Raw genomic sequence first — 15,003 nt, forward strand, 5'->3', positions numbered from 1 at the left:
AGTTAAATTTCTGTAATACTTACATTTACCTTTTTAAGATCTTTATAGAAGCTTTTATAACTCTTAGTAACCACCAAAGCATCCTTAATGATCACATCTGTTTTCATAGAAAGTGGCGCAAAAGCCATTGCCATTCTATGATCTTGGTAGGTATCTACCATCACCTCTTGATGGAATGCTGTTGCTGCTGTAAAATGCAATTGTATGGAGTGGTCTGTTGTTTTAATGACGCTTTCGCGAAAGCGGGATCCCACCATCTTCATAGCCTCTATACGATCGGTCTCTTTAATTTTAAGCGTATGCAATCCCGTTAAATCAGCGTTAACCCCTAATCCTATGCAAGTTGCAAATATAGTTTGCGCTTGGTCCGGCTCGTTAGTCAGGTCCAGCATGACAGTATCTGGCAACTCTTGATCCACTTTAACTAGCTGGATTCCTTTCTTATCAAAAGTAGTGGCAACACCTAATGGTTTGTAAATAGCTACCAGCTCACTATCTCCTTGTAAGGAGTCGTTCTTGTAAAAAGAAAGGTGCATCCTATAGCCCGGCTCTTGCATAGCTACCCAACTGTACCAGTAGCCGGCGCTACTCCAGTCGCTCTCTACCCTAGCCTCTTGTAAAGCAGTTTGTAACAGTGGTTGTACTTGAACCACTTCATTTATAATCTGTAATTCTTCGTTATCTGCAGCTTTCTTAAGTAATGTGGTGATCGGTTCAAAGCGGAGGTTCACCCCTAATTGTTTTAAAATATCTACGGTCATTTCTAGATAAGGTCTAGAGGTGAGTTGATCGTAGATGTGAAGCTCTAGCCCTTTTTCAAAACTAGGTGCCACCAGTAATAAAGCGGTTAAAAACTGACTGGAAACACTTCCATCGATAGAAAGTTTGCCTCCTTTTATTTTTTTGCCTTTAATTTTTAAGGGCGGAAAACCTTCCTTTTCTAGGTAAGAAATATCGGCTCCTAACTTATTAAGTGCTTCTACCAGTATGCCTATGGGGCGCTGTTTCATGCGATCGCTTCCCGTAAGTGTGATCTCTCTTCCTTCTTGAATGGCAAAAAAAGCAGTACCAAAACGCATCGCCGTGCCCGCATGACCTATGTCTAGCACATCTTCCTGACTTTGAAGTACTTCACTCAAATGGTCGCTATCATCACTATCTGATAGGTTTTGAATGTTTAAATTTTTATAAAGCGTTTGTAATATCAACCAGCGATTGCTTTCACTTTTAGAACCAGAAATAGTAAGCGCTATGTTGCTTTTAGGCGAGGAGACTTTAGACAATCTTAGATCCATCAGTTAAGATTTTAATTTGGAGTTATTGTGATGCCTGTCGTGATCGCGCTCCGTTTTTATTTGGAGCTTTTTATTAAAAGCGGCTTCCAGATCTGTTCCGGTCTGGTTGGCTAGACAAAGCACGACAAACATAACATCTGCCAGCTCTTCTCCTAGATCTTTATTTTTATCGCTCTCTTTTTCACTTTGCTCCCCATAACGGCGTGCTATAATACGCGCTACTTCCCCTACCTCTTCTGTAAGCTGCGCCATATTGGTCAGCTCATTAAAATAACGAACTCCATGCTCCTTGATCCATTGATCTACTTGCTCTTGTGATTTCTTGATGCTCATATTAGATTTTTCTAAGGACTATTTTTTCTGCGTCTTTACTCACTATGGAACTAAAGAATTCCCTAAAGGTTTGATAGTTTTCTGGTTCTATCAAATAAGAATCTAATTTGAAATCTACAACTATGCTGATCATACCGTTAGCATCACTTAGTTGATACGTATAAGACCCCAAACCACTGGCGTAAACAAGTTTAACGCTTTCTGGTAAAGATTCTATCATATAACCTTCTGGAATTTTCAAATTTACAATCGTCTTTGTAGCTAATGGATAGTCCATATCTAAGGGGTATTTACGCTTTTCTAATTTGAAGGGATTCTCTTCATTAGCCTCATGTAACAATGGTGTGATATAAAGTTTTCCTCCTATTTCCTCACTAGCATTAGTTACAACACCATCGTAAGAAATAGAAAGTGGAACATCTTCAGCATCCATATTTTCTGTTTCTATATTTGAAATCTCCATGTTAGAGGCACCGCTTTTTAAACCAGTTTGCATAGCAGATGTATTGGCACCTGCATATTTATTACGAGCATTTAATGCGAGGTATTCTGTCAGTCTTTTTTTAACCTTGATATCAATTTCGCCATCCTGATTAAATTCTCCGTTAATTAAACTAATTTCAGTAGAATTTTCATTTGGAAATAAATCTACCCATTCCGACTGCCCATTTTCTCGTATTAATCTACCTTTCCAGTTCATAACCCTTAAAGGCAAAACATGTAAAGCGGTATGTTTATCGGTTGCATCTATGAGGTAAGTCTTATCTCCATTTTTTACACTCGCAATGACATAGTTGAATCCATCTTTAGTAGGATAAAATGGGATTCCATTATCTTTTGTACTGACCAGAACCGGAAATGCCTCTAGCCCTGCTTCTTTAAACATAGCTATTAAAAGTAAATTAACATCTGCGACATTTCCTGATCCCTTTTTGTAGGCATCTTTTACTCCATTATTAGCGTATTTACCGTAGTACCCATCCCATTTTACTTTTCCTTTCACGAATTGTAAAATAGCTTCAATTTTTTCTTTGTCAGTATTCAAATCTTTAATTACTAATCCTAAATCATCTCTGAAAAAGCGTCTCTCATTAATTTGACCTCCAAAATTATCACTATCTAAAATAGTACTAGAAATGGCATCCCAAGTACTGGAGTATTGTTTATAACCATAACCTACTTCTTTACTTGCGGTTAGCTCAACAATAATTTCAGATCTGTAATTAGCAAGATTTCCTGCCATAGGCTCATAGCTTAGTGCTGGGATATCAGTGTCTTTAAACTCTACTATACGTGTTTTTAATTCGTAACTACCAGTATTAAAACTATGGGTGTTATTATTGATACCTGAACGCCGTACTGAATAGTCGGTAACCTCTTTGGTTCCATCACTATACTCAAATTTAGGAAGATAGGTTGCTCTAGGATTAAAGTGCATTTGATATTGATAAAACTCTAACCATACCATTTTAACGTCTATGTTAAGAATAGGCACACCGTATTGAAGAACAATGTCATCAATTACAGGATACGGTGACTCTATAACATAGGTATATTCTATTACTGAACCGATTTTTACATTAGGCATAGTAAAAGACTTTACTCTGTATTGATCGCTAACATCTTCTTCAAAAACACCTGACTTTTTAAGCTTATTTCTCTTTACTTTTCCATCAACTAGATTATAAGTTGCAGCCTCTAAGTCTTTAAATTTTTCAGCAATACTACCATCTGACATATATAAAGTGATACTTTTAGTAGCATACTCTAAGCCGGCCTCCGAATTTATTTTTATCCTTTCGTGAATCGTTCTCCTTTTTGTAATACCGCTTTTTGTGCTTAGATTAAAGTCAACTTCCACTTTCTTTAAAATTACTACTGCATCTGGTTGCTCTTCAACATCTTTTGCTTCTAAAGTAAAGTCTACCTCATCTACCTCCCCATACTCTAAATCTTGGGCACCGAGTTGAAATGATAAGCATGTGACTATTAAAATTCTTACAACTGTTTTCATTTTTTGCTTTTTAACTTTAATGATTTATTTTAATTGCTCTACTTTGGTAATTAATTTTTTTTAATAATCTAAGATCGTGCTATTCTCATACTCTCCATAAGGATGCACTGTAAGTGATGTACACCACTTCAGCTACGCGCTTTAACAACCTTACTAATGTTCTTCAAACAAAGAACTCATGGAGGTTTATAGAAGCTCCTATTAGATTTTTCTAAGGACTATCTTTTCTGCATCTTTTGACACAATAGCCTCAAAAAACTTTTTAAAAGCTTTATAATCCTCTGGTTGAACAACAGAAACCTCCATGTTAAAGGTAGCTACCGTAGATATCAATCCGTTTGTATAGCCAGTTACATATTGATAATAACCAATGTCGTTATTGTAAACCGCTTTTATACTTTCAGGCAAGGACTCTACCTCGTAACCCTCTGGGATTTCTATATTCACAATAGTTTTAGCATGAATTAAGTAGGATAAATCTAAAGGCAGCTTTCTGGAATCCAATTTAAAAGCATTTTCTTCATTAGACTCAAATAACAAGGGCGTGATATAAATCTTATCTCCTACTTTATCAAATGCATTTTTATAAGCAACCTTATAATTAAGGGTAACGTAATCCTCTACAGATGCTAACCCAGTCACACTTACTTCATCAATTTGCAATCCTACCTTATCATTTTGAATGTACTTCTCTAAATCATCACTTGTAGAGTTGATGTTCTTAATACGATAATCTAGAGCCATATAACTAGTCAATCTCTTACTAGCTTTTCCTATAGCTTGAGAGTTTTCATCTAGTTTTAAAGTCAACAAAACAGTTTCCGTAGACTTGGTGTAATTAGTGAGATTGATCCACTCCGAACTTCCATCTTCCTTAATCAACCTGCCTTTCCAGTTGGCAGCTCTTAATGGTATCAAGTTAATGCCTGCAAATTTTTCGGTCGCATCTAGCAATACCTTTTCACCGCCATAATTGGCTTGAACGATGACGTAATTAAATCCTTCTCTTGTAGGAAATATAGGAATATCATTATTTGTAGAGCTTACCAGTACTGGATCAGCTTCGATTCCCAACTCTCTCAACATAGAAACCAGCAATAGATTGACTTCTGAAACATTTCCAGAACCTATTTTATAGGCGTCTTTAAGCCCCTCTTTTGTGAATAAACCATAATCGCCATTCCACTTTACTTTAGACTTTAAAAAATTTAAAGCGGCATCTACCTTTTTCTTTGGATCAGATACTACTAACATAGCTTCTTCTAGGTCTCTTCTAAAAAATCTAGTAGACCGTTCTATTTCATTACCAAATTTTTCACTATCGTAAATGCTCTTAGCCACAGCTTCCCAACTTGTGCCGTATTTCTTAATGGTACCTGTACGTAGGTTATTAAAGGCTGCAATATTGATGATCATCTTTGCTCTGTACTTATCAAGATCCCCTGAAAAAGGCTCTGGCAATAATGCTGGTATGTTTTTTTCCATAAAACCTATGGTTTGATTGGAAATCCTCAATTGTTGTATTTTTTGACTTTCCTCAAAATCGTCGCTATCCTCAGGGTTAATCATGGAGAAAGAAACACCTTCTTTAAAGTCCTCTGGATCAAAGTTTATTTTATAGCTCGACCTTGGATTAAAAACGACATTATAAGTGTAATAGCTTGGGAATTGAATAGCGACATCTAGATTGATTGTAGGTATACTGTACTGTAAATTGATATCATCAATGTAAGGAAAAGGAGATTTAATCACATAAGAATATTCAATTATGGAGCCTATCCTTACCTCTGGCATAGTAAAAGATTGAGATACATAGTTGTCATTTAAATCCTCTTTGAACAAGATGTCTTCTCCTAGTTCTGACCGTACCACCTTATTGTCTGTCAGACTATAGGTAGCACCTTTAAGACCAACTAAGGTCTCATTTCCATTTTTTGAGGTGTATAAATTTACTTGCTTTGTAGCGTAATCTAAACCTTCTTCTGTTTCAATTCTGATGCGTTGATGGATAGAGATATACTGTTTGTAATCGACAAAATTCACCGTGACTTTATTGAGTATATACACGGCATCATGTTCATCAGTTTTATCTTCTGATTCCACTTTAAAATCTTCAACAGTGACTTTACCGTAAGTAAGATCTTGTGCATACATACAGTTGACCGCAATCAGAAGTAGTACTACTATTCTTTTCATTAAATAATTTTTAAAACAGCCTTGGAATTGTCTGCTTTTATGATTTCAGCTCTAAAACCTCTATACAAATTGTAATCTTCTTTATTAAAATAGCCTTTATTGATTTTTAAATAGCGTCTTACCATAAGCCTGTTATCGACTGCTTCTGTAACGCTAAGCTCATAGACACCAAATTTATTATCCATCTTCACCGTTTCTGGAAGGGCATCTACTTTTAGACCCGTGTCTAAAGTAATTTCATAATCATCTATATCTACATAGCCTCTGTCAATCTCAAAATCATTATACCGGTCTCTATATCTGGCTGGCTCGGTCGAGTTTCTATTAAAAAATACCGGCTGTATCAATAGAAGATCTCCTGTTTTAGAACCGTATTTTTCTACAGAAAGATTTACCTTTTCTCTTACTTCTATTCGTTCCTTGTCATTAACTATTTCTGTTTCAGCAATATTAACAGCGTTTAAATGACTCCAAAAATAAGTGTACATCTTTTTTAAATCTTTTTCAGATTGTTTATCAAGACTTTCTCGAAACGAATACTGATATCCAGATGTTTTCATCTCAATGCTCGCAGTTGCACTGCCCTCTTTATAAAGTTCAATTTGAGCTGTAGATTGTTGTAAATTATCTTCTGTTTCATAAACCGTGGTGTGAAGAATTCTTCCACCTTCTTCATTTACTACTAGAGCATCCCTATCATCCGTCCATCCAGCTATATAACCAAATGGATTTGTCTTACTGGTGCACTCTAACCATATATCTTCTTCCTCATCTAATTTAGGAACATAGAGTATCATATGATTACCTTGGGTGGAAGAAAAATCCTTATCCACGCTGCGTATATTTCTATCCCCATATATAATGGCGTGATGGGACTCAATACCCACCTCATTAAGAAGTGCCTTCGTATAATTAGAGAGTCCTTTACAATCGCCATAAGCTAGGTTATGAACTTTCTCTGCATCTATAGGTTTCCATCCACCTATACCTACTTGAACACTGATATATCGAGAACGCTCCTGCATAAAATGATACACAATCATCGCTTTTTCCCTCTGAGTGGTTGCATCCTTTGTTAAGGAGTTGATTTCTTCTATAACTTCTTGAGGTAACGCCCCTACGTCAGATAACAAAGCATCATTCATCCACTTGCCAAAGTCCTTCCAATTGTTATTCTTACCAGCTACACCTTTCATGCTAAATTCTTTCAAGGCTATTTTTACTATAGGTCCATAAGTAGAAAAATCAGGGCTGTAAGCTTGTGGTACTATGGCAGGTATGTTGGAAGCTGTATAGTTTAAAGGACCATTCTTTTGAATAGAATAATCACCCAAATGGGATTCTTTAAATTTCACCTCTACATCAGAGTTGTTTTCCACCATAAAGCGGGACGACTGCGTACTGGCATAAAAATATTCTAAAGGAACCCAACTAGGTAAGAAAGCGGTTGATTTATAAACCACTGTAGAGGTAAAGTGAACGGTAAAAGGATAACTACGCGGTGTGTAATCCAAGTACATTACTCGACTATCGCTGTATAAAGTACCATTTGACACGGCACTAACATCTTTAAACTCCTTGCTTTTAAATCGCTCTATTTTCTCTCCTGAAGCATCATACACAGTAGCTTCTATCTTTTTGATCTCCGTATCATCGTTATAGGATTCTCCGGCTTTTTGATCTGACAATCCTTTTTTATTGAGAACAGTTACTATTCGATCAGTGACAATTTCAACTTTGTCGTAATCGTCAATAATAATCGTCACATCATTTTGCCTGATCACCGCATTTGCATTTTCTAGCAAGTTTTGTGGTATGGTATAGGAAGAAAGTTGATCGGCATCTTGCGCGTTTACAAGGCTAATAAAAAAGAAAAAGAACAGTAAAGTTGTTGGAAAAGTAAATTTCATAGATTGTAAAAAAAAGGAATTTAATTCACTTTAGTTCCATAATCAAGAAATTCTAAGGTTATTTTCGATGACTGTCCACTAGGATAGTTACAGGGCCGTCATTAATCAATTGTACTTTCATATCAGCTCCAAATATTCCAGTAGCTATTTCTTTGTTCCGCTTTCGTACTTTACCGTCGCTCAGCACCGACTTCTTCGTCTCAAAACTCCTGGAAAGGGTTCTTATAAAAGCATCGTATAAAGGTACCGCTACCTCTGGTCTTGCAGCCTCAATATAGCTAGGCCTGTTGCCTTTTTTAGTATTGGCATATAAAGTGAATTGTGAGACGACTAAAATTTCCCCATCGATATCCTGAATACTTAAATTCATTTTACCGTCTATGTCTGAGAAGATTCTCATACTTAAGATTTTATTCACAAGCCAGTCGGTGTCTTCTTGCGTGTCTTGATGGGTAATACCTAATAAAATAAGCAAGCCTTTTTTAATGGCTCCATGAACAGTTCCATCAATAGTTACATTTGCTTCACTAACTCGTTGAATGACTATTCTCACGGCTGTATTTGATGTTTATCCTGTCGGTAATTATCTTCATCTCCTTTGATTATTTGCACATAACTTTCATAACGGCTCAGAACCATTTCTCCATTTTCTACTGCCTCTTTTACCGCGCATTTAGGCTCTTCTACATGCATGCAATTGTGAAATTTACATTGCTGCTTCAACTCGTGAATTTCAGGAAAATAATCACCTATTTCTTCTTTTTCCATATCCACTACCCCAAAGCCTTTGACACCAGGTGTATCGATCAAACGTGCGCCAAAGTCCAAATCAAACATCTCTGCAAACGTAGTCGTATGTTGTCCCTGTTTATGTTGTTCTGAGATTTGTTTAGTTTTTAATTGTAATCCAGGCTGCACCGCATTGGCTAGGGTGCTTTTTCCAGCGCCACTATGACCGGCAAACATGCTGGTCTTGCCTTTCATTTTCTCTTTAATTAGATCGATGTTCTTACCTGTTTCTGCACTTATAGCAATACATTCATAGCCTATAGATTTATAAAGACTCATCAAGTACCTTACCTCATCCAGCTCTGTCATGGTAAGTAATTCTTCTCCAGTTTCTGGGTCAATCATGATACCGCCTTGATCATCGTTATAAGTATCTACCTTGTTAAAGGCGAGTACCACAGGTATATGATAAGCTTCGGCAGTGACTAGAACTCGATCTATAAAAGAAGTAAACGTAGGCGGATTGTTTAAGGTCACCAATAAAAAAACCTGATCTACATTTGCAGCAATAATATGTGTTTGCTTTGATAAATTCACCGACTTTCTGACGATGTAATTATCGCGTTCATGAATCACATTAATGATTCCTATCTCTTCATCTCCTTTTTTCTCAATTTCAAAATCTACCTCATCCCCTACAGCAACAGGATTGGTGCTCTTAATTCCTTGTAAACGAAATTTACCCTTTATCCTACAGGAGTAAAATGCACCGTCAGTACCTTTTACTTCATACCAACTTCCTGTAGATCTATATACGGTTCCAGTCATTAATTGAGTTGTGTGTTCTTCATCAAACAAAATTAAGGCTTTTATAAGTAGTTTATAGCGAGAAGTAACAATAGCATTGCGATCAATTTTAGACAATGCCAACACAAATAGTTGGCATATCAGATTTTACTAGTTTTTAAAAATAAAATTTCAGCATTGCAAACCCCTTATTTAATTCGTGCAGAAATAAAATAAGGCATCCCTATCCCTGCTTTTGTCAGTTACAAGGTGGGAAAATTAGATAGGGGTATCTGGCTACATGATTAAATTGAAAAGTCCATACCTGTTTTCCATAAAACACTGAGAATAAACCTAGACAATGCCAACACAAATAGTTGGCATATCAGATTTACTAGTTTTTTTTGAACCGAATTGTGACACTGCAAACACCCTTTACCTAACGGCATTATGCATTCCTCTCGCTTAAGCTCGTCTGATGCAAGAAGGGGAAACCCAATAAATTCTAGCTATAGAGAATAAATGATACCATTCCCAAGATTAACGTTTTCCCTTGAGAGAAAATAAGAATTTGGAGTTCGCATGTTTGATTGAAGCAGCTGTTCTCAACATAGGTGCTATAAACCCATCATAAAGGCTGGAATTAATTCCAGCCTTTATGACCCATGTTAATTATTAATCACCTTTTCTTGGTGTATAATAGATTCTTGATGCACGGCTTTAAAAACTCGGAGAATAAACTCTTCACTTAATCCATGCTCTTCACCAGCAAGTATCATCTTGCCTAGAATCTCATTCCATCTTTTAGATTGTAAAACAGCTACGTTACGTTCTTTTTTCAAAACTCCAATCGCGTCTGCAGTTTTCATTCTCTTACCTAATGATTCAATGATGGAATTGTCAATAATATCGATTTGAGCTCTTAGAACGCCTAATTTGGACTGGTATCCAGCTTCGTCATCTTGCTCTTTTCTGATACGCAAATCTTTAAAAATTTGCATCAAGGCCGTTGGAGTCACTTGTTGAGCGGCATCGCTCCAAGCGTTATCTGGATCATAATGTGTTTCAATCATCAATCCGTCAAAGTTTAAATCCAGAGCGGTTTGAGACACTTCAAGAATCATATCTCTTTTTCCGGTAATATGTGAGGGATCACAAATCAATGGAATATCTGGATATTGGGTCTGGAAATCAACAGCAATTTGCCATTCTGGATTGTTGCGGTATTTAGACTTGCTGTAAGTAGAAAAACCTCTATGAATCACCCCTAACCTTTTAATGTTAGCTGTGTGTAGACGTTCTACAGCGCCTATCCACAAAGCCAAATCAGGATTTACCGGGTTTTTTACCAGCACCACCTTATCCGTTCCTTTTAACGCATCGGCAATTTCTTGAACGATAAATGGACTAACGGTAGATCGAGCACCTATCCATAAAAGATCGATGTCGTGTTCTAATGCTAACTCTACGTGAGCTCGGTTAGCTACTTCAGTCGCTGTTAAAAGACCTGTTTCTGCTTTGGCTTTTTGCAACCATTTAAGGCCTATCGCTCCTACTCCTTCAAAGTTTCCTGGGCGTGTTCTAGGTTTCCATATTCCTGCACGCAAGTAAGTCACGTCCGTATCTTTTAATTCATGTGCAATTTTAAGCACTTGGTCTTCTGTTTCTGCGCTGCATGGTCCAGCTATAACTATGGGGTGCTCCAGTTGGTGCGCGTCTAACCAGTTTCTGAATTCCTTCTTATTTTCCATTTTCTATTCCTTTCAGTATCGTTTTAATTCTATTTGTTTGTTCCATATCATTAAATATGGCCTTGTGATCGTTGTTTTTGACGCTTTCGCGAAAGCGAGACAAATTCTCAATATATCCATCCAGACTGGCCAAAACATGCTCTTTATTCTGTGCAAATATAGGCGTCCACATAGCCGGCGAACTCTTTGCCAGCCTTACGGTACTTTCAAAACCGCTACCGGCGAGATCAAAAATATCTCGTTCATTTTTTTCTTCTTGTATCACGGTCTTTCCCAGCATAAAACTAGATATATGTGATAAATGAGATACGTAAGCAATATGCCGGTCGTGAGCCCCTGGAGTCATGTACCGCACTCGCATTCCCAGTTGATCAAAGACCAGCTTTGCAATTTCTTGCAATTTAAAAGACGTTTTCTCTACCTCACATACAATTATGGTTTTCTTGACAAATAAATTAGATATTGCCGCGTCAGGTCCAGAAAATTCGGTTCCCGCAATAGGATGTGCTGCTAGAAATTGTCTTCTATTTTTATGAGTTGCTACTCCGTCACAAATGGCTTCTTTAGTAGAACCTACATCAATAACCAAGGCGTGTTCAGGAATTACATCCAGCACCTGAGGCAAAACTTTTAAAGTCGCATCTACCGGAATAGAGACGATGACCAGGTCTGCAATTTTTAGATCTTCCAGTGTTGCGACCTGATCGATAATCTTATTTTCTTTTGCTTTTTGGAGGTGTAGTTCCACTTTATCAATGCCGTACAAAACAGCCTCTGGGTAATGCCTACGCAAATCCTTAAGCATCGAGCCACCTATCAATCCAGTTCCTATTAGAAAGATGTTTTTCATGCTTCTATCTTTTTGGAAACCCTTTCTATCATTTCTTTTATTTGTTCTTCTTTTACGCAAAGTGAAAAACGAACATAGCCTATTCCATTACTTCCGAAAATACTTCCCGGAGCAATGAAAATACCATTCTCATAAAGCAAGTGATCTACAAATGCCTTGTCGTCTTTTTCTCCTTCTGGCAACTTACACCAAACGAATAAGCCGCCAGATTGCTCTTGTGGTTGCAGATTTAAAGACATGGCTAGTTCCACAGTCAACACCAGACGTTTTTTGTACATCTTATTTTGATTTTCTAGCCAGCTATTATCTGTTTCTAGAGCAGCAATAGCCCCTTTCTGTACACCGTAAAACATACCGCTATCCATATTGGTTTTTACTTTCAAGACTTCTTTCAATACCTCAGCTTTTCCTGAAAGCATTCCTACACGCCAGCCAGCCATGTTATAAGTTTTGCTTATAGAATTTAATTCTAGCGCTACTTCCATAGATCCAGCCACTTGATGGATGCTTATTTTATCGGGATACAAACAACTATACGGATTATCATTTATTATAAGAATCTCATTCTTCTTTGCAAAAGCAATAAGACGTTCAAAAAATTCTAGGGAACCAGGTGCTCCTGAGGGCATATGAGGGTAATTAGTCCACATAATTTTTACCTTGCTTAGATCTAATTTTTCTAAGGCATCAAAATCTGGCATCCAATTATGGTCTGCTGTAAGATCATAAGATACCGCTGTTGCTTCACACAATTTTGTCGCACTGGCGTAAGTAGGATAACCAGGATCTGGAATCAACACTTCGTCTCCAGGGTTTAAAAAAGCCATGGAAGCATGAAGAATACCTTCCTTACTTCCCATTAAGGGTATGATTTCTGAATCTGAATCTAAAACCACCTGATATTGCTTTTTATAAAAGCCAGCCATAGCAGTTCTCAATTCTGGTAATCCTAAATAACTTTGATACCCGTGAGCGCTAGTGTCCTGCAAGGCAGCTGTAAGTGCTGGCACTACATGCTCTGGAGGCAATAAATCTGGGTTGCCTATTCCAGCGTTGATAATAGGTTTGCCCAATAGGATCAAACTTCTCACCTCGCGCAACTTTGTTGCAAAGTAATATTCTTGAACGCTATCCAGTCTCTTGGCCGCTTGTATCATAGCTTATGTGATTTATAAATACCTAAAATCTCTAAGGATTCCACAAGAATCCCTATTTCTAATTGTGCTGCCTCAAATTGCGCCAGGTCTTGAAACTCAAGATCTACAACAAAAGAGCATAAAAAAGGCTTTTCTATTACAGGTACCGATTGTATTTTAGAAAGGTTGATGTTTAAGTTGCCCAATGCCGTCAGTATCTTACCCAAGCTTCCAGGTTGATGCCCAGCTGTAAAATTGATCGTTGCTTTATTGGCATTTTCTATTTGGCGATTTGTTTTTTCTACAACTACAAATCTGGTAGCATTATTCTTTACTTGTTGTATGTCCTTACTTATAATTTTTAGCCCATACAATTGTGCCGCTTGAGCAGAGGCGACAGCAGCAACACCGCGTTTTTTGTCATTTGCTATTCTATACGCAGCAGCAGCAGTATCGTCTGTTTCTACCAGCTTGATATGTTGGTGTTTTCTAAAAAAAGGTTTGCACTGCAATAATGCCATAGGATGTGACTGTACCTCATCAATGTTTTTAATTTTCTGACCGTGCAACGCCATCAATTGGTGTTTAATATTCAGGTGAAACTCTCCAGTTATAGTTAATTTTTGTTCCTTGATCAAACTGTAATTAGGTAGAATACTTCCAGCGATAGAATTCCCTATAGCCATAACCCCTTTGTCAGCATCCCCATTTGCCACAGCCATAGCTAGCTGATCGAAGGAACTACACTCCTGCAAAGAAACGTCTCCGTATAAATGACTTACCACTTGATGATGGTAAGAACCTTGAATTCCTTGAATAGCTACTTTCATTTTTGAGTAAAAAAAAGTCCTGATCAGATCAGGACTTTATAGTTATTTATATTTTTCAAATATTACCATACCGTCCTCGCTTCTATAAAATAGAAGTAGAATCCTGTCCAGAAATAATTAGTTGTTGTCATAATAAGCAGCTAATGTAAAATAGATTTATTTAATTATGTGATTTTCCAATGACTTTTATATGGAAATTAGAACTCTATCGTTGTAGTAGGGATTTTTTATAAAAAAATAAAGGCATAACAATCTGTAGATTGTTATGCCTAATTTATCATGTACAATATCTACGCTAGTTTCTTGTCTAATCTTACTGCTAAGGCAAAATATAATAAGCTCCCTAGTAATGGTAAAAATACAATTGCTAAAATCCAAACTTAAGGATTGTGTACTTAGCTGTTTTTTGTAAACCTTTACAGATACAGAAATAATAGCTACAAGCATCAGTAGACTAATTGACCAAAATAATATTTGTACTGTATTCACAATTTAATTATTTTAATGGTTAAACTTACAATGTATAGTTGCTCGTACATACGCAACAAACGGACATATTGACCGGGTCATAGCACATATTGCTTGTGTATCGCCGGTCATATTATCCATTGCTTCTCTGTAATGACAACCTGCGCATGACTCACCTTCCATTTCTTCACAATCTGACATAGTACTAAAGCCAGAGGCGACAAATGAATTTACTAATTCTCCCTCCATATAAGAAAAACCTTCCATTTCGGTGTCATTAACAAATAAAACTAAATCTGAATTACCATCCCCTAAATCAGATATTTTCATATTTATTGTACCTAGAATTTCATCATTTTCATCCATCGCAAAAGCGACAGCCTTTACATCATCGTAAACTATGGGTATTATTGTACTTTCTTCAAGTTCGATGGTAGTATATTCAAAACCCTCGTATCCTTGAATTACAGATTTTGTTTGGTTCATCGCTTTGAAATATTCAATCGCTGCTAACTTTTTACCATTTCCTTTATTTGAATCAACTGGATCTTTTTCTGAACAAGATGAAAGGATTAAAAAAGTGAAACAAATAATTACTGAATGGAATAAACATTTTTTAATTGTGTTAGTAATAATTATATTTTTTTTAGTTGAACAGAAATAGATTTACAAACCCTTTTTAAGAAAAAAAAGTAACCCAAACAA

At 36.7% G+C, this 15,003-nt stretch carries 12 protein-coding genes; all 12 read right to left on the reverse strand.

The genetic code is table 11. The features are described 5' to 3' along the window. Positions 1–2: 2 nt before the first annotated feature. The 12 genes from F0365_RS02850 to F0365_RS02905 all read right to left on the reverse strand — a co-directional run bounded on the left by F0365_RS02850 (position 3) and on the right by F0365_RS02905 (position 14,784). Positions 3–1,295: a 3-phosphoshikimate 1-carboxyvinyltransferase gene (locus F0365_RS02850; protein ID WP_169932275.1), complete on the reverse strand. Its 1,293-nt coding sequence runs from the start codon at positions 1,293–1,295 to the stop codon at positions 3–5. A 3-nt stretch (positions 1,296–1,298) separates the two neighbouring features. Further along, complete coding sequence (locus F0365_RS02855; RefSeq protein WP_169932276.1) at positions 1,299–1,628, reverse strand: nucleotide pyrophosphohydrolase; 330 nt, start codon at positions 1,626–1,628, stop codon at positions 1,299–1,301. 1 nt (position 1,629) lies between these two features. Beyond that, the gene (locus tag F0365_RS02860) at positions 1,630–3,642 is read right to left on the reverse strand and encodes a DUF3857 domain-containing protein (protein ID WP_169932278.1); all 2,013 of its coding nucleotides are present in this window, start codon (positions 3,640–3,642) and stop codon (positions 1,630–1,632) included. Positions 3,643–3,843: 201 nt separating this feature from the next. Beyond that, on the reverse strand, positions 3,844–5,838 hold the full coding sequence (locus F0365_RS02865) for a DUF3857 domain-containing protein (RefSeq protein WP_169932281.1): 1,995 nt from the start codon (positions 5,836–5,838) through the stop codon (positions 3,844–3,846). Then, positions 5,838–7,748 (reverse strand): DUF3857 domain-containing protein, encoded by a 1,911-nt coding sequence (locus F0365_RS02870; protein ID WP_169932283.1) that lies wholly within the window; start codon positions 7,746–7,748, stop codon positions 5,838–5,840. Before F0365_RS02870 ends, F0365_RS02865 begins: the two co-directional genes overlap by 1 nt. A 58-nt stretch (positions 7,749–7,806) precedes the next feature. Next, positions 7,807–8,301, reverse strand: a complete 495-nt coding sequence (gene dtd / locus F0365_RS02875) for a D-aminoacyl-tRNA deacylase (RefSeq protein ID WP_169932285.1) — start codon at positions 8,299–8,301, stop codon at positions 7,807–7,809. After that, positions 8,298–9,305 carry a ribosome small subunit-dependent GTPase A gene (rsgA, locus tag F0365_RS02880; RefSeq protein ID WP_169934739.1) on the reverse strand — a complete coding sequence of 336 codons (1,008 nt, stop codon included), beginning with the start codon at positions 9,303–9,305 and terminating at the stop codon, positions 8,298–8,300. The genes dtd and rsgA overlap by 4 nt, the downstream gene beginning before the upstream one ends. A gap of 626 nt (positions 9,306–9,931) precedes the next feature. Continuing rightward, the gene (locus tag F0365_RS02885) at positions 9,932–11,014 is read right to left on the reverse strand and encodes a bifunctional 3-deoxy-7-phosphoheptulonate synthase/chorismate mutase type II (protein WP_169932286.1); all 1,083 of its coding nucleotides are present in this window, start codon (positions 11,012–11,014) and stop codon (positions 9,932–9,934) included. Then, a complete protein-coding gene (locus tag F0365_RS02890) occupies positions 11,004–11,864 on the reverse strand; it encodes a prephenate dehydrogenase (protein ID WP_169932288.1) in 861 nt (286 codons plus the stop codon). Before F0365_RS02890 ends, F0365_RS02885 begins: the two co-directional genes overlap by 11 nt. Beyond that, positions 11,861–13,021, reverse strand: a complete 1,161-nt coding sequence (locus F0365_RS02895) for a pyridoxal phosphate-dependent aminotransferase (protein WP_169932290.1) — start codon at positions 13,019–13,021, stop codon at positions 11,861–11,863. Before F0365_RS02895 ends, F0365_RS02890 begins: the two co-directional genes overlap by 4 nt. Then, complete coding sequence (locus tag F0365_RS02900; protein WP_169932292.1) at positions 13,018–13,830, reverse strand: prephenate dehydratase; 813 nt, start codon at positions 13,828–13,830, stop codon at positions 13,018–13,020. Before F0365_RS02900 ends, F0365_RS02895 begins: the two co-directional genes overlap by 4 nt. A 501-nt stretch (positions 13,831–14,331) precedes the next feature. After that, a complete protein-coding gene (locus F0365_RS02905; RefSeq protein WP_169932294.1) occupies positions 14,332–14,784 on the reverse strand; it encodes a hypothetical protein in 453 nt (150 codons plus the stop codon). Positions 14,785–15,003: the final 219 nt, after the last annotated feature.

Origin of the sequence: Nonlabens sp. Ci31 (assembly GCF_012974865.1) — a bacterium.
Taxonomy (GTDB): Bacteria; Bacteroidota; Bacteroidia; order Flavobacteriales; family Flavobacteriaceae; genus Nonlabens.

Coding starts and splice junctions, on each gene's coding strand:
- F0365_RS02850 (WP_169932275.1), bottom strand. CDS start 1,295: ATGGATCTAAGATTGTCTAAAGTCTCCTCGCCTAAAAGCAACATAGCG.
- F0365_RS02855 (WP_169932276.1), bottom strand. CDS start 1,628: ATGAGCATCAAGAAATCACAAGAGCAAGTAGATCAATGGATCAAGGAG.
- F0365_RS02860 (WP_169932278.1), bottom strand. CDS start 3,642: ATGAAAACAGTTGTAAGAATTTTAATAGTCACATGCTTATCATTTCAA.
- F0365_RS02865 (WP_169932281.1), bottom strand. CDS start 5,838: ATGAAAAGAATAGTAGTACTACTTCTGATTGCGGTCAACTGTATGTAT.
- F0365_RS02870 (WP_169932283.1), bottom strand. CDS start 7,748: ATGAAATTTACTTTTCCAACAACTTTACTGTTCTTTTTCTTTTTTATT.
- rsgA (WP_169934739.1), bottom strand. CDS start 9,305: ATGACTGGAACCGTATATAGATCTACAGGAAGTTGGTATGAAGTAAAA.
- F0365_RS02885 (WP_169932286.1), bottom strand. CDS start 11,014: ATGGAAAATAAGAAGGAATTCAGAAACTGGTTAGACGCGCACCAACTG.
- F0365_RS02890 (WP_169932288.1), bottom strand. CDS start 11,864: ATGAAAAACATCTTTCTAATAGGAACTGGATTGATAGGTGGCTCGATG.
- F0365_RS02895 (WP_169932290.1), bottom strand. CDS start 13,021: ATGATACAAGCGGCCAAGAGACTGGATAGCGTTCAAGAATATTACTTT.
- F0365_RS02900 (WP_169932292.1), bottom strand. CDS start 13,830: ATGAAAGTAGCTATTCAAGGAATTCAAGGTTCTTACCATCATCAAGTG.
- F0365_RS02905 (WP_169932294.1), bottom strand. CDS start 14,784: ATGAACCAAACAAAATCTGTAATTCAAGGATACGAGGGTTTTGAATAT.